At 56.7% G+C, this 24,393-nt stretch carries 22 protein-coding genes; 6 read left to right on the top strand and 16 right to left on the bottom strand.

The window, feature by feature from the left end; translation table 11 throughout:
• Positions 1–2 precede the first annotated feature (2 nt).
• Positions 3–839: a DUF4037 domain-containing protein gene (locus JHL21_RS00960; RefSeq protein WP_200211372.1), complete on the bottom strand. Its 837-nt coding sequence runs from the start codon at positions 837–839 to the stop codon at positions 3–5.
• Between the two features lie 4 nt (positions 840–843).
• On the bottom strand, positions 844–2,172 hold the full coding sequence (locus JHL21_RS00955; protein WP_200211370.1) for an alpha-L-fucosidase: 1,329 nt from the start codon (positions 2,170–2,172) through the stop codon (positions 844–846).
• A gap of 207 nt (positions 2,173–2,379) precedes the next feature.
• Here JHL21_RS00955 and JHL21_RS00950 point away from each other — a divergent pair, with 207 nt between their 5' ends.
• The gene (locus JHL21_RS00950; protein ID WP_200211368.1) at positions 2,380–3,387 is read left to right on the top strand and encodes a LacI family DNA-binding transcriptional regulator; all 1,008 of its coding nucleotides are present in this window, start codon (positions 2,380–2,382) and stop codon (positions 3,385–3,387) included.
• A gap of 225 nt (positions 3,388–3,612) precedes the next feature.
• Here JHL21_RS00950 and JHL21_RS00945 read toward each other — a convergent pair whose 3' ends face one another.
• The 4 genes from JHL21_RS00945 to JHL21_RS00930 are packed head-to-tail and all read right to left on the bottom strand — an operon-like array spanning position 3,613 to position 7,541.
• On the bottom strand, positions 3,613–4,338 hold the full coding sequence (locus tag JHL21_RS00945) for a proteasome-type protease (RefSeq protein ID WP_200211366.1): 726 nt from the start codon (positions 4,336–4,338) through the stop codon (positions 3,613–3,615).
• Positions 4,339–4,355: 17 nt separating this feature from the next.
• Positions 4,356–5,156 carry a transglutaminase family protein gene (locus JHL21_RS00940; protein ID WP_200211365.1) on the bottom strand — a complete coding sequence of 267 codons (801 nt, stop codon included), beginning with the start codon at positions 5,154–5,156 and terminating at the stop codon, positions 4,356–4,358.
• A gap of 6 nt (positions 5,157–5,162) precedes the next feature.
• Complete coding sequence (locus tag JHL21_RS00935) at positions 5,163–6,104, bottom strand: alpha-E domain-containing protein (protein WP_169193891.1); 942 nt, start codon at positions 6,102–6,104, stop codon at positions 5,163–5,165.
• A 21-nt stretch (positions 6,105–6,125) separates the two neighbouring features.
• Entirely contained in the window at positions 6,126–7,541 is a 1,416-nt protein-coding gene (locus JHL21_RS00930) for a circularly permuted type 2 ATP-grasp protein (protein WP_200211364.1), read from the bottom strand.
• Between the two features lie 320 nt (positions 7,542–7,861).
• Between JHL21_RS00930 and mazG the strand changes: the two genes are divergently transcribed.
• On the top strand, positions 7,862–8,677 hold the full coding sequence (gene mazG, locus JHL21_RS00925; protein ID WP_200211363.1) for a nucleoside triphosphate pyrophosphohydrolase: 816 nt from the start codon (positions 7,862–7,864) through the stop codon (positions 8,675–8,677).
• Between the two features lie 119 nt (positions 8,678–8,796).
• Here mazG and hflX read toward each other — a convergent pair whose 3' ends face one another.
• The 7 genes from hflX to dusB all read right to left on the bottom strand — a co-directional run bounded on the left by hflX (position 8,797) and on the right by dusB (position 18,063).
• On the bottom strand, positions 8,797–10,152 hold the full coding sequence (gene hflX / locus JHL21_RS00920) for a GTPase HflX (RefSeq protein WP_199530397.1): 1,356 nt from the start codon (positions 10,150–10,152) through the stop codon (positions 8,797–8,799).
• Between the two features lie 6 nt (positions 10,153–10,158).
• A complete protein-coding gene (gene hfq, locus JHL21_RS00915) occupies positions 10,159–10,410 on the bottom strand; it encodes an RNA chaperone Hfq (protein WP_169193886.1) in 252 nt (83 codons plus the stop codon).
• Positions 10,411–10,583: 173 nt separating this feature from the next.
• On the bottom strand, positions 10,584–11,966 hold the full coding sequence (locus tag JHL21_RS00910) for a sigma-54 dependent transcriptional regulator (protein WP_169193885.1): 1,383 nt from the start codon (positions 11,964–11,966) through the stop codon (positions 10,584–10,586).
• The gene (locus JHL21_RS00905) at positions 11,967–14,297 is read right to left on the bottom strand and encodes a PAS domain-containing sensor histidine kinase (protein WP_200211361.1); all 2,331 of its coding nucleotides are present in this window, start codon (positions 14,295–14,297) and stop codon (positions 11,967–11,969) included.
• Positions 14,298–14,468: 171 nt separating this feature from the next.
• Positions 14,469–15,920, bottom strand: a complete 1,452-nt coding sequence (gene ntrC, locus JHL21_RS00900) for a nitrogen regulation protein NR(I) (RefSeq protein ID WP_200211359.1) — start codon at positions 15,918–15,920, stop codon at positions 14,469–14,471.
• Entirely contained in the window at positions 15,917–17,056 is a 1,140-nt protein-coding gene (locus JHL21_RS00895; RefSeq protein WP_200211358.1) for a nitrogen regulation protein NR(II), read from the bottom strand. The genes ntrC and JHL21_RS00895 overlap by 4 nt, the downstream gene beginning before the upstream one ends.
• Complete coding sequence (dusB, locus tag JHL21_RS00890) at positions 17,053–18,063, bottom strand: tRNA dihydrouridine synthase DusB (protein ID WP_200211347.1); 1,011 nt, start codon at positions 18,061–18,063, stop codon at positions 17,053–17,055. Before dusB ends, JHL21_RS00895 begins: the two co-directional genes overlap by 4 nt.
• A 166-nt stretch (positions 18,064–18,229) precedes the next feature.
• Here dusB and JHL21_RS00885 point away from each other — a divergent pair, with 166 nt between their 5' ends.
• Both JHL21_RS00885 and JHL21_RS00880 read left to right on the top strand, forming a co-directional pair.
• A complete protein-coding gene (locus JHL21_RS00885) occupies positions 18,230–19,420 on the top strand; it encodes a bifunctional 2-C-methyl-D-erythritol 4-phosphate cytidylyltransferase/2-C-methyl-D-erythritol 2,4-cyclodiphosphate synthase (RefSeq protein WP_200212230.1) in 1,191 nt (396 codons plus the stop codon).
• Complete coding sequence (locus tag JHL21_RS00880) at positions 19,421–19,924, top strand: CinA family protein (protein ID WP_169193880.1); 504 nt, start codon at positions 19,421–19,423, stop codon at positions 19,922–19,924.
• A 142-nt stretch (positions 19,925–20,066) separates the two neighbouring features.
• Here the strand turns inward: JHL21_RS00880 and JHL21_RS00875 are convergent, their stop codons facing one another.
• Positions 20,067–20,627: a DUF1643 domain-containing protein gene (locus JHL21_RS00875; protein WP_200211343.1), complete on the bottom strand. Its 561-nt coding sequence runs from the start codon at positions 20,625–20,627 to the stop codon at positions 20,067–20,069.
• Positions 20,624–21,526, bottom strand: coding sequence for a bifunctional methylenetetrahydrofolate dehydrogenase/methenyltetrahydrofolate cyclohydrolase FolD (gene folD / locus JHL21_RS00870; protein ID WP_200211342.1), 903 nt, complete (start codon positions 21,524–21,526; stop codon positions 20,624–20,626). The genes JHL21_RS00875 and folD overlap by 4 nt, the downstream gene beginning before the upstream one ends.
• Positions 21,527–21,601: 75 nt before the next feature.
• On the opposite strand from folD, the gene JHL21_RS00865 reads away from it, so the two are divergent.
• Positions 21,602–22,210: a DUF1176 domain-containing protein gene (locus tag JHL21_RS00865; RefSeq protein WP_199530391.1), complete on the top strand. Its 609-nt coding sequence runs from the start codon at positions 21,602–21,604 to the stop codon at positions 22,208–22,210.
• Positions 22,211–22,506: 296 nt separating this feature from the next.
• Positions 22,507–23,982 carry an AMP nucleosidase gene (locus tag JHL21_RS00860; RefSeq protein ID WP_169193876.1) on the top strand — a complete coding sequence of 492 codons (1,476 nt, stop codon included), beginning with the start codon at positions 22,507–22,509 and terminating at the stop codon, positions 23,980–23,982.
• Positions 23,983–24,016: 34 nt separating this feature from the next.
• Here the strand turns inward: JHL21_RS00860 and JHL21_RS00855 are convergent, their stop codons facing one another.
• Positions 24,017–24,382, bottom strand: coding sequence for a VOC family protein (locus JHL21_RS00855; protein ID WP_200211339.1), 366 nt, complete (start codon positions 24,380–24,382; stop codon positions 24,017–24,019).
• Positions 24,383–24,393 lie beyond the last annotated feature (11 nt).

The raw sequence follows: 24,393 nt of genomic DNA, 5'->3' as shown, positions 1-24,393 counted from the left end.
TCTCAACGGGCCTCCGGCCGCAGCTCCTCGACTGCGGATGGAAGTTTTCGACCGACCTCGGCCGATATCAGGGTCTCCACATCGTTGATCATGGAGACAATATTTTCGCGTTGGCGATGCCACCGATCCGGGGCGTTTCCCGGTTCGACAATTTCGACCATGCGTTCAACAAAATGCGGGGGCAGTTGTGGCAGTTCATGGGCCAAGACCAGGTTCCAGCCATCGCCCGGGAAGTATCGCCGGTTAAATGCGAAAACGACCTGCATGATGGCGTTCACCAGCTTGCCAGTGATGCCAGCGAGAAAGACAAGGTCGAGCCGGATGACCTTGCTGGTGTAGTGGTAATCGCTCTTCCAATAATCCAAGATTTTGCGGTAATGCGTAAAGATCGCGCTACGCAATATCTCCGGGAACACCGCGAGCTCCATCCGCCAGGATTGCAGCTCTCCGCGCGGATCGTAAGCGATAAGCTGGGTACTGAGGTCCGTTGGGAGCTGATACCCCCAGATCGTCCACTCGAACTGCTTTTCGACCACTTGTCCGGCGAGCCAACCATTCAGATCACGCCGAACGCCTTGATAGCTGCGCATCCAAATGCCATCCATGCGGGCACCAAGTTTCTGAAAGCGCCGCTGCTCCAGCAAGAAACGCTGCCATTGTGGGGTTTGCTGCAAGTGCGGACGATAGGCGTCCGAATAGGCCCGGAAATCATAATCCGACAACGCATCGGCACGCCCTTTACCGTGCGAGCCGGCCAGCGCGACCGCTGCCGCACCGTCTTCCGCCAGATCGGCGATCAGCGGTACCATGACAGCGATAAGTTCGTCGCGCAGGCTCATTGTCTTATGCCTCGTCGTGGAGAATGAGTTCTACGACGGGCGACACCATGTCTGGCTTTAGAACCGGTAGCTCTAAAGTCAGCATGTTGGCGCCGACAGCGACCCCGATATTGCTATCAACTTCGGCCTTAGGGTCGAGCCAGTGGATCTCGCTCGCATCGTGCAAGAGCTGGGCATAGCGCACCTTGCCGCCCAGATTGGCAATGTGAACGTGACGGAACGGCCAAGTCTGCAAATGCAGATAGAGCCTGTTACCCTTTTGCGTGAATTTGCAGCCGTTCGGCGCCTGATATTTGGACGGGCCAGCGCCATAAATGGAGCGGCTATTATAACGCAGCCACTCGCCATAGGTCTGAAGCGCAGTGACGGCGCGCTTATCAAAAGTGCCACGACCTGTCGGGCCCACATTCATAAGAAGGTTGCCGCCGAGAGCAACGGTGTCGACGAGGATGTTGATGAGCTGATCGGCATCCTTCCACGTGCTTTCGTCGCGGTGATAGCCCCATGAGCCCGAGAAGGTATGGCACACTTCCCAGCGCACCGGGCGGCCATTGATGGTTGGGGCTTCGCGCGGCGTATATTGCTCCGGGGTCGCCAGATCCTTCGGGAAATTCCCATCGGTTGGCAGGTCGAGACGGTCGCCGACAATAATGTCGGGTTGGAGCTGGCGCACGAGGCCGATGAGTTCCTCGCTTTCCCAATCAGTCCGACCTTTGCCGGGCATGCCGCGATAGTCGCGATTGGGATAAGAGAAGTCGAACCAGATGACCGAAATCTCACCGAACTCTGTCAGGAGTTCAGTCACCTGATTGCGCATGTATTCAGCGTATTTGCGGATGTCGCGGCTCTTGTTCATCTCGAGCGCATCAGGATGATTGCGCAGCGCATGAATGCCGTCGATCGGGAATTCCGGATGATGCCAATCGATCAGCGAATAGTAGAAGCCGACCTTCAGGCCTTCGGCACGAAACGCTTCGACATATGGCTTTAAGAGGTCCTTGCCATATGGAGTGTTGGTCGCCTTGTAGTCCGTAAACTTACTGTCCCAAAGACAGAAGCCTTCGTGGTGCTTGGCAGTCAGTACCACATATTTCATCCCCGCTTCACGGGCATGTCGTGCCCATTCCTTGGGGTCGTATAGGTCCGGATTAAAATTCTCAAAATACTTGGCGTAGTCTTCCGGCGAGGTTTCCTCGCGGTTCATGACCCATTCGTGCCGAGCGGGCAGGGCGTATAGACCGAAGTGGATGAACATCCCAAAGCGATCTTCTGAAAACCAGGCCTTGCCACTTGCGCCATCATCGGCGCGGCTCAGCGTCAGCGAGCTATCCATCTATTCCTCCCAGAACCATATCGAACCGGTTCGATGTAATAGTTTGCTGAGATGTTAACTTTGTCAAGAAGGGTAGGATCAAAAATCGAACGTCACAGAAATGGGGCTTGCAGTCTGGGCGATTTTGCCTAGAAATGCGCAGGAAAGCGGTACGTATATCATTCGATCTTCGCAGCGCTCTAGCAATTGAAACGGTTCGATAAAAGCATGGCCACGATACGTGACGTTGCCAAAATTGCAGAGGTTTCTGTCTCCACCGTGTCACTTGCGTTCAGCAATCCGGGGCGGGTGAGTGCGGCTACGTTAGAGAAAATTCGTGCCGCTGCTGCGACCGTTGGCTATGCGGCTGATCCGCTGGCGCAGAGTCTGGCGCGCGGCCGTAGTCGTATGATTGGATTCGTTGTCGGTAACGTCGGCAACCCGTTTTTTGGCGATATACGACGTGAGCTAGAGAACTACGCACTCACCCATGAGCACTTCGTTTTGGTCACGGATACCTCGGGCCAGCCGGAGCGGGAGCGGGCGCTCATTGAGCATCTTGTCGGGCTCAAAATTGCCGGTCTAGCCCTGGCGCCGGCCAGCTCGGGCAAGGATTACGTCGATTTTATCCAATCCCTGAACATTCCCGTGGTTTGTTTTGACCAGAAGATCGCCGGTCTGGAACGCGACTTTGTGGGCTCGGATAACTTTATGGCCGGCGCGATGCTCACAGAGCATCTTCTACAGCTCGGTCACAAGCGCATCGCCTTCATCAAAGGGCCGGACCATTTCAACACCGCTGCTGAACGCTATCGAGGCTTTGTGCAAACTATGGCCGGGGCGGGTGTCGAGGTTAATCCGGCTTATGTGGTCGATGGCAAATTCACGAGATCTGGCGGCTATGCGGCGGCAATGAACCTCTTGGTGCAACCGCAGCGGCCCACAGCCATAATCGGCGCGAACAATACGGTTGCGCTTGCGGCTTTGCAGGCAATGCAGGAACTTGGCTTCCGATGCCCGGACGATATTTCGCTGGCAATGATCGACACCGTGCAATGGGCCGACGTAATCACGCCGAAGATAACGACCGTGGTTCAGGATTCCGTGCAGCTGGGCAATATCATCGCGCAGCGGCTTGTGCATCGCATAACCAATCCAGAGTTTGCAGCAGAGCCTGCGCAGGACTTTACGCTGACACCAAGATTTGTCGCTGGCGCTTCGTGTCGGAAGCTTTAGCGCGGGCTCGGTGCCGCAGGCGTCACATGAGCCGTGACGGAGCAAGTTAGCCAACCAGTTTGCCTTAGCTTTCTGCGCTGTCATTTGCCAAATCGATGGGATGCCGATCCAAACTCACCAATCAGATTGTTCCATAATATATATTATGCGCTATTTTGCATAATGTCCCCCTACGGCAATCAGACTGGCGATGGCTTCAAATCGGCGGAAGATTGCTGGACGTGGTCAGTCGAGTGACGGCAGCTGATGGAATGCATCTTTGAGCGCAGCGCCCCAGCCTTCAGATATCGCCACGTAATACGGATCGTTCCGCTCAAACCGTCTTTGCGCCTCAAGGTTAAAGCTATCCTTGTTGTAGATCTGCAGATCGAGCGGTAGACCCACCGAGAGATTGGATTTGAGCGTAGAGTCAAAGGAAACCAGTAAGAGCTTGATCGCCTGATCAACGCTCATTTCTCGCTCATAAGCGCGCACTAGGATTGGCTTGCCGTACTTATGCTCGCCGATTTGGAAGAACGGCGTGTCAGCGGAAGACTCGATAAAATTGCCCTCTGGGTAGATGTAGAACAGCCGCGGCTCTTCACCCTTGATCTGCCCACCGAGGATAAATGACGCCCCAAAAGCATCTGCATTCTGCCCACCCGGCGCGGCATCCCGGATGACTTCTTTGACCACTGAGCCGATGAGCTGTGCTGTCTGGAACATGCTTCCAGTGCTGTGCAGTGTCGGTTGCCCAGGTTTTGGCGTGCGAATACGCTCGTCCAGCAGGCTTGAAACAGCTTGCGTCGTCGCCAAATTTCCCGCTGACAGCAAGACGATAGCACGCTCTCCGGGACCGCTCCAGTTACGCATTTTCGAGAAGACAGAGATGTTGTCGAGCCCTGCATTGGTGCGGGTGTCGGACATGAAAATCAGCCCACGATCCAGCTTCATACCAACGCAATACGTCATGGGTCTTCGTCCTATTCCTACTGTTCGACGCTGATATGGACGTCTAGCGTCTCAACAGCTGCCCCCATCCGCACGCCTGAGACAGGAGCGGCCGAACGATAATCTAGGCCGACGGCGATTCGAACATAATTGTGGTTTGGACAGATATTGTTGGCCGCATCGAACCCAACCCAGCCCAGACTATCCACATAGGCCTCGGCCCAGGCATGGCTAGCAGTCTGATCGGTAACGCCTTCCATGCGCAAATAGCCCGAAACATAGCGCGAAGGAATGCCGAGGAGTCGCGCAGCTGAGAGGAAGATATGGGAATGGTCTTGGCAGACCCCTGCTCCATTATCGAGCGCCACCTCAGCCTCGGTTGCGACGCTGGTTGTGCCGGGCGAATAGACGACGCGGGAATGGATCGTGTTCATCAGAGTATGCAGTAAGGCGAGTTGATCGGCCTGTTCATCACGAATGCCCTCTGCCAGCTCGCGAATATGAGGGCCTGCTTTGGTGAGGTCGGTCACGCGCTCATAAATCCAAAGTGGAGGACCACCAGCGCTCTTGCCAACGACCCCTGCCCGATCTTCCGTTTCGACTACACCATGGGCCCGCACGATGATGCTGTCGGCACTGCGCTCGTGCTTGAACAGCTCGACCTTGTTGCCAAAACCGTCGACATAGCTGACCTCCCGATCAGCCCCACTCACTTCGACGCTCCATTCACGCACAACCTGCCCCGCGATATTTTGCGGCCACAGGCGAAGCCGCTGCAGCGCAAAATTGACGGGCTGGTCATAGTCATAGCGAGAGGTGTGATTGATGGTGAGTAGCACTTTGGATCAATCGAAGTTGTAGACTTCGGCGATTTCCACGCCCAGCCGATTGTTGCATTCAATAAAGTCGGTGAGGAATTCGTGGAGACCGCCGTCAAAAATCGGCTCGATCGTGGTGTCGTTCAGCGTCGCCAACGTCCGTTCAGCAGAGCTGTGGCACACATGCCGCTCACCATAATCCTTCGCCAGAAAATTGAGATTTTCGACGATATTGCGATACGCAAAATTCAGCGATCGCGGCATGCGGCCATCAAGAATGAGATAGTCAGCAATCTGCGCCGGGCGATAATCCCCCGCATAGACCCAGCGATAGGATCGGTGCGCTGAAACCGAACGCAGGATCGACTCCCATTGATAATTATCAATGGTGGAGCCGACATAGGACACTGCCGGCAAGAGCACATAATACTTCACGTCAAGAATACGAGCCGTATTATCCGCTCGCTCGATGAAGGTGCCAATGCGGGCAAAATTGAAGATCTCATTGCGCAGCATGGTGCCGTGAAAAGCCCCGCGAATAAGCGAGGTCTGTCGTTTGATATGATCAAGCACCGGCGGAATATCGCTCTGCGGTACTGGATCGCGCAGCACGTCATTGAGCGCCATCCACGCTTCGTTGACTGCCTCCCAGGCGTCGCGCGTTAGCGCTGTTCGCACCATGCGGGCATTAGCGCGCGCAGACTCGATTGTGGCGAGCACACTCGACGGATTATCCCGGTCCCGTAGGATGAAGTCCGAGACATTCGCCGCATCAAAACTCTTGTACTTATCGGCAAAACGCTGGTGCGCGCCCGCCGAGGACACCACGGAGGACCATTCCTCTGAGGCATTGTTCGTGCGCGTCAGCGCCATGCGCAGGCCGGCATCAATAATACGGGCTGCGTTTTCCGCTCGCTCAATATAGCGATGCATCCAAAATAGACCGCTCGCGGTGCGTCCAAGAAGCATTAGTCAGGTCCCCTCGCCCGCTTAATCGTCCAGTATCCAAGTGTCTTTGGTGCCGCCGCCCTGGCTGGAATTGACCACCAACGAACCCTCTTTCAGGGCCACGCGCGTCAATCCACCGGGGGTAATGCGTACCCGATCAGACACCAATACAAACGGGCGCAAATCCACGTGACGCGGGGCCAAACCCTTTTCGGTCAAGATGGGTGTCGTCGACAACGCAAGGGTCGGTTGAGCAATGTAGTTGCTGGGCCGCGCCTTGAGCTTTTCGGAAAATGCTTCCAGCTCCTTCTTGGACGCTGCGGGACCAACCAGCATGCCGTATCCGCCCGAGCCGTGGACTTCTTTAACGACCAGCTCATGGAGGTGTTCGAGCACGTATTTCAGGCTATCTGCTTCCGCGCAGCGATAAGTCGGCACGTTCTCCAAAATAGCCTTGCGCCCGGTATAAAACTCAATAATTTCCGGCATATAGCTGTAAATTGCTTTGTCATCGGCAATTCCAGTGCCGGGCGCATTGGCAATCGTTATGTTACCGGCGCGGTAGACGTCCATAATGCCCGGAACGCCCAGAGTAGAATCCGGCCGGAAGGTCAGCGGATCAAGATAGGCGTCGTCAACACGCCGATAGAGTACGTCGATTGGTTTGAAGCCTTGGGTCGTGCGCATTGCAATGCGCCCATCCATGACCTTGAGGTCTCGCCCCTCAACGAGCTCCACGCCCATCTGGTCGGCAAGGAAAGCGTGCTCATAATAGGCCGAATTATACATGCCGGGCGTGAGAACGGCGATGGTTGGGTTTTCTCGATTGCCGCCCCGCGGCGCCACTGCGGCCAGCGACTGTCGCAGAAACTGCGGGTAATTTTCGACCGGCAAGACCTTGTTCTGATGGAACAACTCCGGAAAGAGCTGCATCATGGTCTCGCGGTTCTCCAGCATATAGGAGACGCCAGATGGCGTGCGGGCATTGTCTTCCAGCACGAAAAACTGGTCTTCGGCGGTGCGCACAATGTCCACGCCAATGACGTGCGTGTAAACATTTCCCGGTGGCCGAAAACCGATCATTTCCGGCAAGAACGCCTCATTATTGGCGATGATCTCGCGCGGAATACGTCCGGCTTTGACGATCTCTTGGCGATGATAAATGTCATCGAGGAAAGCATTGAGCGCCATCACCCTTTGCTCGATCCCCTGAGAAAGCTTCCGCCATTCCCGTCCGGTTATGATGCGCGGGATGATGTCAAAAGGGATAAGTCTTTCAGCAGCTTGATCGTCCCCGTAAACAGCAAAGGTAATGCCTGTCTTACGGAAGGCACCCTCCGCGTCAGAGACCTTGCGGCTCAGCTTCTCTGGCGTCTGCGTTTCATACCATTGCTGGAGACCCGCATAAGGCGCTCTGACTCCCTGACCTGCGGTCAGCATTTCGTCGAATGGGTTCACTCAATCCCTCCCAGTCATCCGATATTCAAACGGGAAATTGGGAATGGCAAGCGTTTGTTTAATCGATAGGCACATGGCAGCCATGACTAACATCTGTGCAGTTACGCTCTAAAGGCGAGGCCTGGCGGGATAAAGCCGCATGAATTTCTTGGAAAATACTGCCATGGCAGGAAAAACTACTTCCAAGGTTCCGGTCCACCAGTCCGTGATTGTTGCCAAACTCGGATGATGCGTTCGCCAGGCGGATCGGAGATTTTGCACTCAAAAACATCGCCTCTCACTATGGTAGGCGCGACGATTCCCTCCCGCTGGAGCATTCTATGCAGCCCTCCCGTGACCTATCTCGCCTTATCGAAATTATGGCGCGGCTACGCGACCCCAATGGCGGCTGTCCCTGGGACCTAGAGCAGGATTTTCGATCTATCCGGCACTACACGATCGAAGAAGCCTATGAAGTCGCTGACGCCATCGAACGGGAAGATTTCGCCGATCTGCGCGAAGAACTTGGCGATCTCATTCTTCAGCCGATCTACCACGCGCAAATGGCCAAGGAAGCCGGCCATTTCGAAATTGGCGACGTCATCTTTGCCATCACCGAGAAATTGATCCGGCGCCATCCGCACGTCTTTGGCGATGTGGATGCGGACAGCGCGAGCGATGCGCAGGTCAAATGGGAAGCCATCAAAGCCCAGGAACGCGCTGCAAAGGCCGCCCGCAAGGGCGAGCAAACACCATCGCTGCTTGACGATGTGCCGGAAGTTCTTCCCGCCCTAATGCGTGCAGAAAAGCTGACCAAACGCGCCGCAAAGGTCGGATTTGATTGGGAGAACCTAGAACAGGTCCGCGCTAAAATTTCGGAAGAACTCGACGAAGTCGCCGAAGCAGAAGCGTCCGGAAATGCTGACGCGATCCGCGAGGAAATCGGTGACCTGTTGTTTGCCGTTTCCAACCTTGCGCGCAAGGCTGGGGTTGATCCAGAGGCTGCGCTGCGTGACGCCAATGCCAAATTCACGCGACGTTTCCACTATGTTGAAGCCCGCTGCCGCGAGGACGGGGTTTTGCCGGTCGAGGCTGGGCTCGAGCGCATGGACGGGTATTGGAACGAAATCCGGGCGAAGGACAAAAACAGGAGTTAGTCCTTCCCCGTCAACACGCACCTCCCCCTCGCGAAAACGACACCGACGTGGAATGCAGAGAGCCCCGGAACTGGTCCGGGGCTCTCTTGTTTTTTGAAACGAAATGTCAAAGCGTGGGGTTAGGAACCCTCTATCCGGCCATTGAACCGCTCGAGAAACTCATCGCGGTGCCGGGCGTCGATGCGAACAACAAAATCCGTGCCTTTTTCGGTCGGGTCTTTTTGCTCGATCACTTCGCCGTTCTTGTGGAGCCAGCCGATATCAGCGCCCGCCGCGTGCGGGACGAAGACCTGATAGGTCCGGCCTTGCTCGCCCAGCGTTTCTTCGATCTTGGTGAGAAGAGCATCAACGCCCTGCCCTGTATGCGCCGACACAGGAATGGATGCGAGAACGCGACCTGCCGGATGCGCGGCAGCCAGCTGCAAGGCCGGGTCTTCGAGAAGATCGACCTTATTCCAAATCTCGATGACCGGCTTTGTCTCCGACGACACGCCAAGCTCATCGAGCACGGTGAGAACGTCCTGGGCCTGTGCGGCGTGGTCTGGATTGGCGATGTCCCGAACGTGCAGAATAATGTCTGCGTCCGTGACCTCTTCCAGCGTGGCGCGGAAAGCGGCAACAAGATCGTGCGGAAGATCAGCAACGAAGCCTACGGTGTCTGACACCATGACCTCACGGCCATGCGGCAGTGCGATCTTGCGGACTGTCGTATCCAGTGTCGCAAACAGCAGGTTTTCAGCGAAAACGCCCGCATTCGTTAGCCGATTGAAGAGGCTGGACTTGCCGGCGTTGGTGTAACCCACCAAAGCCACCACAGGGATCTTGGCCTTGGTCCGCTGCGCGCGCTGCTGAACACGCGTCTTGCGCACCTTATTGAGGCGATCTTCCAGAAGGACGATACGCTCAGTGATCTGGCGGCGGTCGCTTTCGATCTGGGTTTCACCCGGACCACCCATAAAGCCAGTGCCGCCTGAGCCGCGCTGACGTTCCAAGTGGGTCCAGGAGCGCACGAGGCGCCCCTTCTGGTAATTGAGATGCGCCAACTCAACCTGCAACACGCCTTCGCGCGTCGCGGCACGTTCCCCGAAAATCTCGAGGATGAGCGCAGTGCGATCCAGCACTTTCGTGCCTGTTTCGCGTTCCAGATTGCGTTGCTGAATAGGGGTCAGCGCTGCGTCGACGAGCAGCAGCTCAATCTTCTCAGCTTTGACCTTTTCGGCGATGGTTTCGACGTGACCTGCGCCAAGATAGGTTGCGGGCCGAATTTCTCGGACCCGCATGACCTCAGCGAAGATGATGTCGAGACGTATCGCACCAGCCAAGCCGACAAACTCGGCAAGGCGTGATTCAACATTGTGATATGTGGCGCGTCCCCGAACATCAGGAACGACCAAACCGGTGCGTGTCGGCTGTTCTTGCCGATCTATGTACGGCTTGGGACCGGTAGCCCAGCCGTCCTCCTCAAAATCATCCATATATGGTCAGTCGCTGTCTTGTGCCGTTTCCGGATCGAACAGCTGGATCGGCGCGCCTGGCATGATGGTCGAGATGGCGTGCTTGTAAACCAGTTGAGACTGGGAATCGCGACGAAGAAGAAGGCAGAAATTGTCAAACCAGGTGATCACACCTTGAAGTTTAACACCGTTCACCAAGAATATAGTGACCGGTACTTTCTGTTTACGCACGTGGTTCAGGAATGAATCCTGTAAGTTCTGCTGCTTTTCGCTAGCCATTTTTGGCCTCTTTCGCGGCTTTATTGTCGCTGTTGTTTTCGCATTGTGTGCGCTGGACTTTGAAGGACTGCCGCACAGGCTTCAAAACCCTAGTCTTCAGTAGTCAGTTCAATATGACATAAATACCCGAACATGCCTACCCGCTCGCGCGCATGGCCGTCCGGCATTATCTGTCACAACCCCAACGACTTGATCTTACGGTGAAGCGCACTGCGCTCCATACCAACAAACTCAGCCGTCTTGGAAATGTTCCCGCCGAAGCGCTCGATTTGCGCCAAGAGATATTGGCGTTCGAAAACTTCGCGAGCTTCTCGCAATGGCAGGCTCATCAGATGCGCCGACGAATCGGTGTCACCTACGGTCGGTAGGACTTCACCAATATCTGACGGCAACATAGTGGCAGTGATTATGCCATTCTCAGGTTGCTGATCTTTCATCAAGATCAGCAAGCGTTCGATCGAATTGCGCAGCTGGCGCGCATTGCCGGGCCATTCTTGTGTCTGCAGCACCGCCATAGCGTCATCGCCAATCGTGACGCGCTGCAAATTATGCATACGGCAAACCTGGTCGATAAAGACCTGCACCAGTGGTGGTACGTCCTCGCGGCGCTCCCGCAGCGGCGACAAAGGCAGAGGCACAATGGACAGACGATGGAAGAGATCGGAGCGGAATTCGCCAGCGTCGATCTGTGCGGCGACATTTTGCGACGAGGCCGCAATGATGCGAACGTCGATCGCCACCGATTGTGCACCACCAACGCGGCTGAACTTGTTCTCAACCAGCGTCCGCAGCAGCGTCTGTTGGACAGGTGCTGGGAGAGCGGTCACTTCCGAAAGATAGAGCGTTCCACCGTGCGCGCGCTCAAGGGCGCCCACTTCGACCTTCAGGAGACCGGACTTGTCCCGAGCTTCCCGTCCGAACAACACGACGGCAACTTCATCGGGCGCATAGAGCGAGGCGTTGATCTCGATGAACGGCGCATCGGAACGCGGGCTACGCGTGTGGATGGCGCGCGCAACAAGGCCCTTGCCTGAGCCTGACGGACCAGAGATGAAAATGCGCGAATTGGTCGGGGCCGACTTTTCAATCAGTGCACGCACCTGCTGGAGGGCGTTAGAATTTCCGACCATTTCGGAGTTTTTGGAGGGCGTACGTTCCTTCAGCTCCGCAACTTCTGTGCGCAGCCGCGTTGCCTCCAAAGCACGTTGGGTGACGTGCAGAAGGCGGTCAATCTTGAATGGCTTCTCGATATAGTCGTAAGCGCCGCGCTTGATCGCCGAAACCGCGGTTTCAACATTGCCGTGCCCGGAGATCATCACCACGGGCATGTCTGGGTGTTGGCTCTGGATCACATCCAAAAGCTGCAGACCGTCGAGGCGGGAGCCCTGCATCCAGATGTCCAAAAATACAAGGCTTGGGCGACGACGTGCGATTTCATTGAGCCCAGAGTCAGCGTCATGCGCCTGTCGAGCGTCGTAACCTTCGTCTTCGAGGATCCCAGCGATCAGGTCGCGGATATCGTCTTCATCGTCGATAATGAGAATGTCGAGTGCCATCTACTTGTGAACAACCGCTGTATCCAGCGGTTCCTCCTTTTGGGGCGTCTGGTCAGAGGGAGAGACTTCCCCTTCCGACGGGCCGCTAATTGCGGGGTTCTGCAAAGGCAGGGTGAAAGTAACACAGGCGCCAACACGACCGTTGACGTCTGGTTCTGCATCGACCAACTCGACGATACCGCCGTGTTGCTCGATAATTCTGGCGACGATCGCAAGGCCCAGGCCGGTGCCTTTTTCGCGGGTCGTCATATAAGGCTCAAGCAGGCGCTGGCGATTATCCTTCGGCCAGCCCTTGCCATTGTCGGACACAGAGACGCGCGCGTTACGCCCCTCGATATGTGCGTCCACTGTAATCGTTGGCTGCCATTCCGCTGTGAGGGGGATGCCCTCAAAGGCCTCGACGGCGTTCTTGATCAGATTGGTCAGCACCTGCGCCATGAGACGCGCATCAAACCAAGCCACGATGGTTTCATCTGGGACTTGGGTTGTGATGTTGACCTCAGGCAAGCGCACGCTTTCGAGGAACACGGCTTGGCGAACGGTGTCCGTCAAATCGGAGCGCTCAGGCGCTGCCTCTGGCATACGCGCGAACGCAGAAAATTCGTCAACCATGCGGCCAATGTCGCCGACTTGCCGAACTATGGTGTTGATGCACTTGTCGAAGACTTCCCGATCATCATCAAGCTTGTTGCCATAGCGGCGGCGCAACCGCTCGGCAGAGAGTTGGATCGGTGTCAGCGGGTTTTTAATTTCGTGGGCAATGCGACGGGCAACGTCGGCCCAGGCCGAGGTACGCTGCGCCGATTCAAGATCGGTAATATCGTCGAAGGTCACGACATAGCCCTTGGACTCCGTGATCGTACCTTCGCGCGTCAGCTGGACCTGATAAATGCGGCGGTTGGTTTCATTGCCGATTTGAATTTGGTCACGCACCTGCCCGCGGCGCGCCGAACGCGCCTTCTCAAGCGTCGGTGCCATCTCTGGCAGGATGGCTTCGATGCGCTCGCCCATCAGTTCGATTTCGGAACGACCGAGCATGTCGCACGCTCGAGCGTTGACCAAAGTGACCGAGCCGAAGGCGTCCAAGCCGATGATTCCTGCGGACACGCCTTCCACCACGGCCTCAGTAAACTGCCGACGCTTTTCGTTGACGTCGTTCGCTTTGAGCAATTCCTCGCGCTGGCTGCGCAACTGCTCGGTCATGCGGTTGAAGCCAGAGGTAAGATCGTGGAGATCCCCCCGCTCATCTTTGACCGGCACCCGAATATCCAAATCACCCGCAGACACATGGCGCGATGCGATCATGAGATTACGAATTGGGTCGACGAACCGATTGGCCAGTGCAATCCCGATCCACAGAGCGCCGAGCAGAAGAACCACGGCCAGACCGATATACATGATTGTAAAGGTGATCTGGAACACGATGCGATTGGACGTGTACTGGCGGTACTCGGAGATATTCTCGTCGGTCAGACGCATATATTCGAGCACTTCAGGGTCAACAGGGCGCACCACAAAAAGGAACGCATCGGCATAGCCGCGCAATTTGACGACCGAGCCAACAAACTGCGTTGAGCCCGGTGCAATTGCTGTCGGCACGCCTTCAATCACGCCATCAGTAACGCCCGGAGGCGGCTGCGGATACGATCCCGAAACATTGATCTGGGCGCGCGCCAGCGTGTTGCCATCTTTGTCAATGAGCGAGGTGAACGGGAGCGAGCGTGTGACCGCCAGAGCGGTCAAAATGCGTTCAAATCGCTGCGGGTCGGCATCATAGGTCTGGACGGCTTGTTCAAGCTCCGTGGCGACCCAGATAATGTCATCGCGCAGCACTTGAGCGTGCTCGAGCATGTAGGAGCGCGCCACGAGACGCGAGCTTTCCACCATCGCGCGCGTGCGTTCGGAGAACCATTGGTCGAGACCTTGGTTCAGCGAGATCGACGCCACAACAGCGACCAGCACCGCAGGCGCTGCCGCAACGAAGGCGAACATGGTGACCATGCTGACTTGGAGCCCCGCCCCCGGCGTGCGGCGGCGATGGGCTTGCACCAGCAGAACAGCCTCGGTGACCACGAGGGCAATAACGAGCAACACCAAAACGGCAGTGACGATCCAAATGATCGTCCACACCATCGGTGATGGCTCAATATTGGTCGCACCGGATAGAATGAGGAAGGAAATAGAGGCGAGGATGACCGAGGCGGTGACGACCACAAAGCCAAGCACGCGCAGGCCGTTGTTCTGCTGCGTGAGCAACAGAGTGCGGCGCTCCGGACGCAAAGCGTCCGAGGTCAATTCGCGTTTCTCGGTGGCCGAAATCCATTCGGTCATTAAGCCCCAACACCCCTATCGTCGGCGCAAGAGGGCTGCGCCGCCAGTTGTCTCCCGCAGTCAATCAGTGACTTCTTATGGGAGATGGCAAAGCCTGACCCAATTCGAGCAACCCTTCAAGATAAATGTTGCCAAAATGTGACAGTGCCTGTGGGCGAGCCGCTCGGAGGCCTAAAGCCCCCGACGGCTGTGCTTAACAATCTCGATGGAATGGGTGCGGATCTTCTTTCGCAAAGTGTTGCGGTTTAGCCCTAATAGGTCCGCCGCCTTGATCTGATTGCCACCACAGGCATTGAGGGCCATTGCGATCAACGGCGCTTCGACACGATCAATAACGCGCTGATACAATCCCGCTGGCGGCAGGTTCGGCTCATATTCACGCAAGACTTCCCCAACGTGAGTCTCAACCGCCATCGAGAGGTCGACGGGACCAGCAGCCATTGTCGGCGCCGAAATGCGGTCAGCAATATTGAGCTCATTCTGAACAATTTCAGCCGAAATCTGCTCGTCGGCATAAAGCGCTGCAAGGCGACGCACAAGGTTTTCAAGCTCGCGGATATTGCCCGGCCAAGAGTAGTTCTGCATGAGGCGGATGGCTTCAGGCGAAACAGTCTTTAAGGGCTCGCCTTCACGCTGCGCTGCACGGAGGAAATGTGCGACCAAATCCGCGATATCATCGGTGCGCTCGCGCAGTGGTGGCAAGCGGATGGGCACGACGTTGAGGCGGTAGTACAGATCCTCGCGGAAGAGGCCCTGGCGGATCATTTGACTGAGATCGCGGTGGGTCGCCGCAACGATACGGACATTGGTCTTGATCGGGGTGCGCCCACCGACCATGGTGTATTCGCCCTCTTGCAAGACGCGCAGCAAACGGGTTTGCGCATCCATCGGCATATCGCCGATTTCGTCGAGGAATAGCGTGCCGCCTTCGGCCTGTTCAAAGCGCCCCGAAGACCGAGCATTCGCGCCCGTAAAGGCGCCCTTCTCGTGACCGAACAATTCGGCTTCGATCAAGTCGCGCGGAATAGCGGCCATGTTAATGGCAACGAAGGGTCCATTGCGACGCTTACCAAAGTCATGAAGCGCACGAGCGACCAGCTCCTTACCCGTCCCGCTTTCGCCCGTTACCATGACCGTGAGGTCGGTCTGCATCAGGCGTGCGAGCGCGCGATAAATGTCCTGCATGGCCGTGGAGCGACCAACCAAGGGCATGGATTCTGATGGCTCTTCCGCTTCGCGCTCAGCTTTGGTTGGCTTCTTAGCATCGGCCAAAGCGCGCGATACGACAGACAAAACCTCAGTAATATCAAAGGGCTTAGGAAGATATTCGTAAGCACCAACTTCAGACGCGCGGATCGCAGTCATGAAAGTATTCTGGGCGCTCATCACGATCATAGGAAGCTCGGGACGGAGCTTTTTGATTTTCGGCATGACGTCGAAAGCACTGCCGTCGGGCATGGCAACGTCGGTGATCAGAATATCACCTTCGCCACGGCTCACCCAATTCCACATGGTCGAAATATTGCCTGTGGGACGCACTTCATACCCGGCACGGGTCAGCGCTTGGTTGAGCACCATACGGATCGCCGCATCGTCATCGGCAAGCAGAACGACATGGCTCATGAATTCGCGCCCTCTTCAGCTTCAACAGAGTCCTGCAGATCGCCTTTAGCGACCGGCAGAAGAATTCGGAAACGGGTACGACCCGGCCGGCTTTCGCAATCAATGACACCGCCGTGATCGCCGATGATCTTTGCGACCAAAGGCAGACCAAGGCCTGAGCCGTTCATCTTCGTCGTGACGAATGGATCGAATAGGAATGGCATAATATCTGGCGGCACGCCGGGGCCGTTATCTTCAATCAAAATTTCAAGCGGCAGCGAAATGCGCTGCGCCACACCAGACACCGCAATGCGGATGCCGGGCCGGAAGGCTGTCGAAATTCGAATTTCGGGATTGTGTGTTTTTTCAAGGGCTTCCGATGCATTCTTGATTAAATTCAAGAAGACTTGGATCAGCCGATCGCGGTTTCCCAGAACAGGCGGCAGCGAAGGATCATACTCTTCGTAGAAGGTAATGCCGCGAGAGACGCCATTTCGAGCGAGCAGTTTGACCCGGTCAAGAACGACGTGAATATTGATCGGCTCACGCTCCAGCGGCCGTTCATCGCCGAACACTTCAACGCGATCAATCAGATGAACAATGCGATCGGTCTCATCCCGAATGAGACGCGCCAGCGGCATTTCCTCTGGCGGGATTGAGGATTCCAGCAACTGTGCTGCGCCGCGAATACCAGAGAGTGGGTTCTTAATTTCGTGTGCCAACATGGCCGCGAGGCCCGTCACCGACTTTGCCGCGCCGCGAGACACCATCTGGCGGTCGATCTTATCGGCCATGGTGCGCTCTTGGATAAGAATGGCGATGCGGTCGTCACTGTCGGTAAGCGGACTAGCGAAAACGTCAGCAACGCGTTCGTCGCCAAAACGGGACGAACCAACCAAGACGCGGTACTCAGTCATTGGAGCGCGGCGCTGGATCACGCTTTCGACCAGCGAGATGATGGGCGACCCAAACGCAATAAGATCGTCTAGCGTCTGGCGCGACAGCACGCTCATCGACGCGCCGAAGAAAGCCTCAGCCGCATAATTGGCAAAGCTGATGCGCCGCTCTGCGGTGAGCACCATGATCGGCTGTGGCAGAGCCTGAAGGACAGATCGGGCTGCGATCGAGTCAACATCAGAGATAGTCGCATTTGTCATGCAGCGGCACTCCAATGGCCGGAAAATACGTCACCAATCAGTGCGATAACTGCACTCGGATTGTCGTTGTCTAGCAGAGCCTTACGGGTCGGCTTATCAAGTTGAAGATTGGCTGCGTCAGCATACCAATCGAGATGCTTGCGCGCAGCGCGCAGACCAACTTCGATGCCATAGTCGCCCAGCATATTTTCGTAATGCTCTCTGATGAGCGCAATAAGGGCGTCGCCAGTTGGCGCATCAGGCCCAATCTGCCCTGCCAAGGCCGCGCCGATTTGCGCAACTTTCCACGGTTGCCCCTGCGCGCCACGACCAAGCATCACTGCGGCTGCACCAGATTGCTCAAGTGCTGTTCGTGCGCTGGCTTCATCGACGATATCGCCGTTGACGACGACAGGAACCGAAACACTTTCGACAACTTCGCGCACGAGCGCCCAGCGGGCCGTGCCCTTATAAAATTGTTGGCGAGTGCGGCCGTGAACGGTGATCATTTGCGCCCCTGCACTCACAGCAAGGTTCGCAATCTGGGGGGCATTGAGGCTGTCATCATCCCAACCGAGGCGCATCTTGACGGTCACCGGCTTGGATGTCGCGGCCGAAACCGCCTCGACAATAGCCAAAGCCTGGTCTGGAACGCGCATCAACGCAGAGCCGGCGTAGCCTGTCGTTACGCGCTTGGCAGGACAGCCGAAATTGATATCGATAATGTCGGCACCCGCATCCTCGGCGATGCGCGCACCCTCGGACATCCAATGCGGGTCGCAGCCCGCCAACTGGACCATATGAGGCAAGGAGCCCGCTCGCCCGAGCTTTTGAACCATGCCGCTGTGGCCGGTGGTCAAGGCCGCGCTGGCGACCATTTCTGACACAACCAAGCCCGCGCCAAACCGCTCCGCAATCTCGCGGAAGGGTCGGTCCGTGATACCGGCCATCGGCGCCAATATTGCACGATTGCGCAATGTGTGGCCCCCGATGCTCAACGGGCGTGCATTTGAAGACAAGAATTGCACCAGTTTTGGTCAGGAGTAAGGAAGTGCCTGCACAATAATCATTTTCAGTCAGGGCGCAACACGTACTGGCTGTAAAACTTGAGCAAATCAGCCCTGCTCTTGCCGCATGTCGGGCGGAGGGCTAGACCTTTAACCAATAGCGGTTCTTGTGAGTGCCTACATCGACATGTCTTCAAAATCCATAGCCGTTATCGTCGTTGCGGCCGGAAAAGGCGAACGTGCCAATGCCAATGGGATCGCCGATCCCAAGCAATATCGAGAAATCGCCGGAAAATCAGTATTGGCCAGAACCATAGAAGCGTTTCTAAGCCACGAATCTGTGACCCTCGTATTGCCCGTAATCCACCCAGATCATGCACAGCGCTATGCCGATTTGGGCTTGCACCATGAACGGCTACACGCAGCGGTGCCTGGTGGAGCGACTCGTCAAGCCTCTGTGCTGGAAGGCCTAAAAGCGCTTGCAAAACTCCGCATTGACCGCGTGCTGATCCAAGATGCCGCACGTCCATTCGTTTCGCATCGCATCATAGATGATGTCATTGAAGCCCTTAAAGAGCATGATGGCGCATTGCCGACACTTCCAACAACAGACACGATCAAGCGCAGCCTTGGTGACGGTCTGATTTCCAAAACCGAAGACAGAAATCTATTGTTCGCCGCGCAAACGCCTCAGGGTTTCCGGTTCGGTCCAATCTTTTCTGCCCATATGCGCACCGGCACTGTTCGTCGCGAATTTACCGATGATGCCGAAATCGCCGAATGGGCGGGCATGCGGGTCAAAATGGTCCCTGGCGACCGCGACAATTTTAAAATTACACACCCGGAAGACTTCGCTCGTGCAGAGCGATTGCTGGCAGGAGAAACCATGTTCGAAACGCGTGTTGGCACCGGCTATGACGTGCATTATTTCGAGCCCGGTGATGCCGTATGGCTTTGTGGCGTCAAAATTCCGCACCATTCCAAGCTCAATGGCCATTCCGATGCCGACGTTGCGCTCCATGCTTTGACTGACGCTATTCTCGGGGCAATTGGTGCGGGAGACATCGGCATCCACTTCCCACCAAGTGATGAGCAGTGGCGTGGTGCTGCTTCTACAATATTCCTCAAGCATGCGGGCAAGCTTGTCGCTGAACGCAAGGCACGTATCGTAAATCTGGACGTGACAATTGTTGCAGAAGCGCCGAGGATTGCAAAACACGCACCAGCCATGTGTGCAGTTATTGCTGAAACTCTCGGGATCTCGCCTTCGCGTGTCAACGTTAAGGCGACAACCAATGAAAAGCTCGGTTTCATTGGGCGAGAGGAAGGCATGGTTGCCATGGCCAGCGCGAGCATTGAGGTACCCAGGGAGGACTAGTTGGCTTCTAAATCTGCACCACTCAGCACTGCAAAACGGGTTATTTCGGCCCTTTCGGACCGGAAGCTTTCGATTGTAACCGCTGAAAGCTGCACAGGCGGCATGATCGCCGCCGCGCTGACTGATGTTCCCGGCTCTTCCGCCGCTCTCTTCGGTGGTTTCATCACCTATTCCAACGAGGCCAAGGCGAGCATGATCCATGTGCAGCCTCGCCTCATTCAGGACTATGGCGCGGTCAGCAATCAAGTTGCCCGCGCTATGGCGGACGGCGCGCGGAACACTGCCAATGCCGATATTGCCGTGTCGAGCACAGGCATCGCCGGGCCGGATGGCGGTTCAGACAAAAAGCCCGTTGGCTTGGTCTATGTCGCGGTGTCGACAGAGCTCGCGACCGTCGTCATTGAACACCAGTTCGGCGACATCGGCCGCGACGAAATCCGCAAAGCAACAGTAGAGGCCGCACTGGAACTCGTCCTGCAGGTTGTGAGCAGCGACGACGATTGATCAAGGGTTTCGTCTGTCGCGTCGGCGAAGACGACAGCGCGATAGTGGGGACGATGGTCCAGACCATTCGCTCGCCGCTCCCATCGACATCACCCGGCGCGACCGGGTGATCCGGCCTGCCCCCACACTGATCATAATAGTCTTAGAAGCGCACCAGCTGCGTATCGCCACGAAGATAGAGCGGGTGTTTTGGGGAGCCATCGCCGTTCTTGCCGAAGCAATAAAGCGGCACTTTGGCGGCTTCCAGCGCACTCACCAGCTGCCGCCCGGCAGGCGCGAGCGCCTTGTTGAGCTTGCCGTGGCAGAGCACGACCCGCCCCGCCTTCATTGCCAAACCTAATATGGTCGGCAGATTAACTGGCGACACTGCCTCAACGCCGTCTTCAAGCAACATTTTGGGGTGCGTGGCGCGATAATCGCCGACATTGCACTTCACCATGCCCTCAAAGCCTTCACGGCGAGAAAATCCCCATTCGCGCGCGCAGGTTGGATCATCCACACTCGCGTCGGCGGTGGATGGGTTCATGCCAATGAACAGAATGTAGCGCTCGGGAAATTGCTCCCCGAGCCAACGGCGCATGATTTGTCTATAGCGCCCATCCTCGGAGATCACCGCATCGCCATTGACCCCGGCACCAAGGCGCAACCGCACCTTACCGCCCGGATCATGCGCGTCCGGCTCATATCCGAAGAGATCACTCATGCCGTGAGATCGCTCGGTGGCACAAGGCCATTGATCAGCGAGGCCGTCGTGATGGTGTTCGCCAGAAGGCACGCGATGGTCATCGGACCAACGCCACCGGGAACCGGGGTAATCGCACCCGCGACTTCCGCCGCAGCTGCCGTATCCACGTCGCCAACGAGGCGAGTCTTACCCGCGCCCTTTTCCGGCGCCGGAATGCGATTGATGCCAACGTCGATGACTACAGCGCCCGGCTTGATCCAGTCGCCCTTGACCATGTGCGGACGGCCAACAGCGGCGACCACAATGTCAGCGGCGCGGACAACGTCGGCGAGGTTTTGGGTGCGCGAGTGCGCCACGGTGACAGTGCAATTGTCGCGCAGCAACAGCTGCATCATCGGCTTACCAACAAGGTTGGACCGACCAATAATGACAGCGTTCTTGCCTTCGAGCGAGCCAAGTTCATCCCGCAGCAGCATCAGGCAGCCAAGCGGCGTGCAGGACACGGGGCCCGGCAGGCCAATCTGCACCTTGCCGACGTTCTCGGCCGTAAAGCTGTCGACGTCCTTAGCCGGTGAAATCGCCTCAATGACCTTATTGCCGTCGATGTGCTTTGGCACCGGCATTTGCACCAAAATGCCATGCACTGCCGGATCATTGTTCAGCTTATGAACCAGCGCGATGAGTTCGGCTTCCGAAGCGTCGGCTGGCAATTCGTGCTTGAACGAAGCCATGCCCACTTCAGCCGTCTGCTTGGCTTTGTTGGTGACATAGACTTGGCTTGCCGGATCTTCGCCGACAATCACCACAGCGAGGCCCGGCGTAATACCGTGTTCCGTCTTGAGGCGTTCCACGTGACCTGCGACCCGCTTGCGCAAGTTTTCGGCGAAGGCTTTGCCATCGATGATTTTTGCGGTCATTTTGGCCTCATTCTGGTTCAATAACGGAAGTACATCGCGAGTCCTGCGCGATGCGCACGACATAAGGGAAGAGAAATGATCCGTCCATTGCTTTGGCTGCCTTTGATAGCGCTTTCGGTCAGCGCTGCTGCCGCAAACGATATCGACCTCAGAGAAGCTGCAACCAAATTGCACCAAGCCGCGGGCGGCGAAGTCTGTTCAGAACCGGACGAGTATTTTCAGGACGACGCTTATGGGGCTTGGGAAATTTCCTATCAGCCCAGCTGGACGGACGACGAGGAGCAAAAGCAAAAAGTAACGCTCATCAGCATGTTCTGCATGGCCGGAGCCTATAACATAACCGACAGCTACTACCTCTACACCGACACCGAAGGCCTGCGTCCCATCGCTTTCGCCCAACCGGATATCGATGTTCGCTATGTCAATGATGACTATGAGGGCGAGGTCGAAGACATCTCCGTCAAGGGCATGGGCACGACGCTAGGTTTGGTCAATTCTCACTTCGATGAAGAGACGTTGACCATCACCGAATATTCGAAGTGGCGTGGCCTTGGCGATGCCAGCTCTGCGGGAACCTGGGTGTTCAGCGACGGCACATTTTCGCTGCAGAAATACGACGTCGACGCGAGCTATGACGGCGAAATGAACCCCGTTACGATCGTTGACTACTCAGGCGAAAACTAAATCCAAGAAAAGGCCGTCCCGCATCACTGCCGGACGGCCTCTGGGATCTTGCCTGCCGCACTGTTGAGGGCTTGGGGGACAAGCGGCTGACTTCACCCCGCTCATCGCTTGCATGGGTCGTTTGCCACTGCGATGAGATGCACCAGTAGATGGCTAAGAATTACGGCAATAAAAGTAGTGCTCACGCAAGCGTGAAGGCCGGACTTATCTCCGCCCACCGTTGAGCCAATGTCATACGGCGACTATAGTTGTGGCGCAGTTCAGAGAAACACTCTGATGAGTCCAATGAGGTATCCATGACCACGCTGTCTCCGCCGCGTCTCGAAAAGCAATCTTTCACAGATCCGGAGGCCGCTTGGGCATGCCTAGCCCAGCTCTATCACCGCAACTGCGCCTTCATCCGCAGCCATCTCGAGGCTCTCACCAAGGGCACGGTGCCCGCTGGCCGCGTCCGCGCCTACTACCCACAGGTGGAAGTGCGTTCGACCAGCTATTCCAAGCACGAAAGCACCCTTCCCTACGGCTATCTACATACGCCAGGCATCTATCGCACCACCGTTACGGCGCCTGATCTGTTCAAGGGCTATCTCATTGACCAGTTCTCGGTGATCCTCACCAATCACGGCGGCACCATCGACATCGTCGAAAGTGACACGCCGCTGCCATTGCACTTCGCGCTCAATCCCAATGACCATCTCGATGGTCAGGCGATCAACGCGCTGAACGTGCCGCTGCGCGATGTGTTTGACGTGCCCGACCTGGCCAATACTGACGATGAGATCGCCAACGGCACCTATGTCCCGCCACGCGGTGGCCCATACCCGCTGTCGGCCTTCACAGGCCCGCGCGTCGACTATTCGCTGCAACGGCTCTCCCACTACACAGGCACCAGCCCTGAGCATTTCCAGAACTTTGTGATTTTCACGAATTACCAGTTCTACATCGACGAGTTCTGCGCCATCGCCAAAAGCCATATGGCGAAAAACCACCCAGACTATCTGCGGTTTATCGAGCCGGGGAACGTCTCGACTGATAACATGCTGACCGGCGGCGCAGTCACCGGCTCGCCACCGATCCGCACACCGCAAATGCCGGCCTATCACTTGGTGGGTGAACGCGGTCGCGGTATCACCATGGTCAATATCGGGGTTGGCCCGTCGAACGCTAAAACCATCACCGACCACATCGCGGTTCTGCGCCCACATGCCTGGATCATGCTCGGCCACTGCGCGGGGCTCCGCAACAGCCAGGAACTGGGCGACTACGTCCTCGCCCACGCCTATGTGCGTGAGGACCACGTGCTCGACGCTGACTTGCCGCTCTCCGTGCCAATCCCCGCCTTGGCCGAAATTCAGGTTGCGCTCGAACAGGCTGTGCATGAGATCACCGACACCGAAGGCGTCGAAACCAAGAAGATCATGCGCACTGGCACAGTCGCGACGTTTGACAACCGCAATTGGGAACTCTGGGATCAGGCCCAGATCACGCGCCAGCTCAGCCAATCACGCGCTGTGGCCCTTGATATGGAAAGCGCCACTATCGCCGCCAACGGTTTTAGGTTCCGCGTTCCCTACGGCACCTTGCTCTGCGTCTCCGACAAGCCTCTGCATGGCGAGCTAAAACTGCCCGGCATGGCCTCGGACTTTTACCGCACACAGGTCAATCGTCATTTGCAGGTTGGATTGCGGGCGATGGAAATTCTGCGCGACCAACCCGCCGAGCGCCTGCACTCGCGCAAGCTGCGTAGTTTTGCCGAAACCGCTTTCCAGTGAACGAAATGGGCTCCCTTCGGGGAGCCCAGAGTTTTTATGGCCCGACGAGCACGAAGACGTTTCCGTCTGGCGCTTTCATCACCGCAACATGGCCGCTCTCGGTCGCAAAAGGCTCCCGAATCCATTCGACACCCGCGGCACCATGAAGCTCGGCGAAGGTCTGACGCACGTCATCGCACAACAACTCCACCTCGACGAGCCGAACATCAGAATTATTGCTCAAGACCATTTCTGAACTCTGAGCTTCAGGAAATTTGAGGCCAACCAAGGTCCACATTTCGCCACCTGCGAGCGGACGCTCGATGCTCCAAGCGCGAGTCAGACCAAGTTTGAGATAGAACGCCTCCGAGGCAACGATATCGTCTGTCGGAATGCAGACGCATTCGAGTTTTCTAATCATGTCGCCCCCCA

Source organism: Devosia sp. WQ 349K1 (genome assembly GCF_016595685.1).
GTDB lineage: Bacteria > Pseudomonadota > Alphaproteobacteria > Rhizobiales > Devosiaceae > Devosia.
Note: the sequence above shows the minus strand (reverse complement) of the source record. Positions and strands in the feature narration are given on the sequence as shown.

Excerpts from the sequence above, each read along its gene's own strand:
- JHL21_RS00960 (WP_200211372.1), bottom strand. The coding sequence starts at position 839 with ATGAGCCTGCGCGACGAACTTATCGCTGTCATGGTACCGCTGATCGCC.
- JHL21_RS00955 (WP_200211370.1), bottom strand. The coding sequence starts at position 2,172 with ATGGATAGCTCGCTGACGCTGAGCCGCGCCGATGATGGCGCAAGTGGC.
- JHL21_RS00950 (WP_200211368.1), top strand. The coding sequence starts at position 2,380 with ATGGCCACGATACGTGACGTTGCCAAAATTGCAGAGGTTTCTGTCTCC.
- JHL21_RS00945 (WP_200211366.1), bottom strand. The coding sequence starts at position 4,338 with ATGACGTATTGCGTTGGTATGAAGCTGGATCGTGGGCTGATTTTCATG.
- JHL21_RS00935 (WP_169193891.1), bottom strand. The coding sequence starts at position 6,104 with ATGCTTCTTGGACGCACCGCGAGCGGTCTATTTTGGATGCATCGCTAT.
- mazG (WP_200211363.1), top strand. The coding sequence starts at position 7,862 with ATGCAGCCCTCCCGTGACCTATCTCGCCTTATCGAAATTATGGCGCGG.
- hflX (WP_199530397.1), bottom strand. The coding sequence starts at position 10,152 with ATGGATGATTTTGAGGAGGACGGCTGGGCTACCGGTCCCAAGCCGTAC.
- hfq (WP_169193886.1), bottom strand. The coding sequence starts at position 10,410 with ATGGCTAGCGAAAAGCAGCAGAACTTACAGGATTCATTCCTGAACCAC.
- JHL21_RS00910 (WP_169193885.1), bottom strand. The coding sequence starts at position 11,966 with ATGGCACTCGACATTCTCATTATCGACGATGAAGACGATATCCGCGAC.
- JHL21_RS00905 (WP_200211361.1), bottom strand. The coding sequence starts at position 14,297 with ATGACCGAATGGATTTCGGCCACCGAGAAACGCGAATTGACCTCGGAC.
- ntrC (WP_200211359.1), bottom strand. The coding sequence starts at position 15,920 with ATGAGCCATGTCGTTCTGCTTGCCGATGACGATGCGGCGATCCGTATG.
- JHL21_RS00895 (WP_200211358.1), bottom strand. The coding sequence starts at position 17,056 with ATGACAAATGCGACTATCTCTGATGTTGACTCGATCGCAGCCCGATCT.
- JHL21_RS00885 (WP_200212230.1), top strand. The coding sequence starts at position 18,230 with ATGTCTTCAAAATCCATAGCCGTTATCGTCGTTGCGGCCGGAAAAGGC.
- JHL21_RS00875 (WP_200211343.1), bottom strand. The coding sequence starts at position 20,627 with ATGAGTGATCTCTTCGGATATGAGCCGGACGCGCATGATCCGGGCGGT.
- folD (WP_200211342.1), bottom strand. The coding sequence starts at position 21,526 with ATGACCGCAAAAATCATCGATGGCAAAGCCTTCGCCGAAAACTTGCGC.
- JHL21_RS00865 (WP_199530391.1), top strand. The coding sequence starts at position 21,602 with ATGATCCGTCCATTGCTTTGGCTGCCTTTGATAGCGCTTTCGGTCAGC.
- JHL21_RS00860 (WP_169193876.1), top strand. The coding sequence starts at position 22,507 with ATGACCACGCTGTCTCCGCCGCGTCTCGAAAAGCAATCTTTCACAGAT.
- JHL21_RS00855 (WP_200211339.1), bottom strand. The coding sequence starts at position 24,382 with ATGATTAGAAAACTCGAATGCGTCTGCATTCCGACAGACGATATCGTT.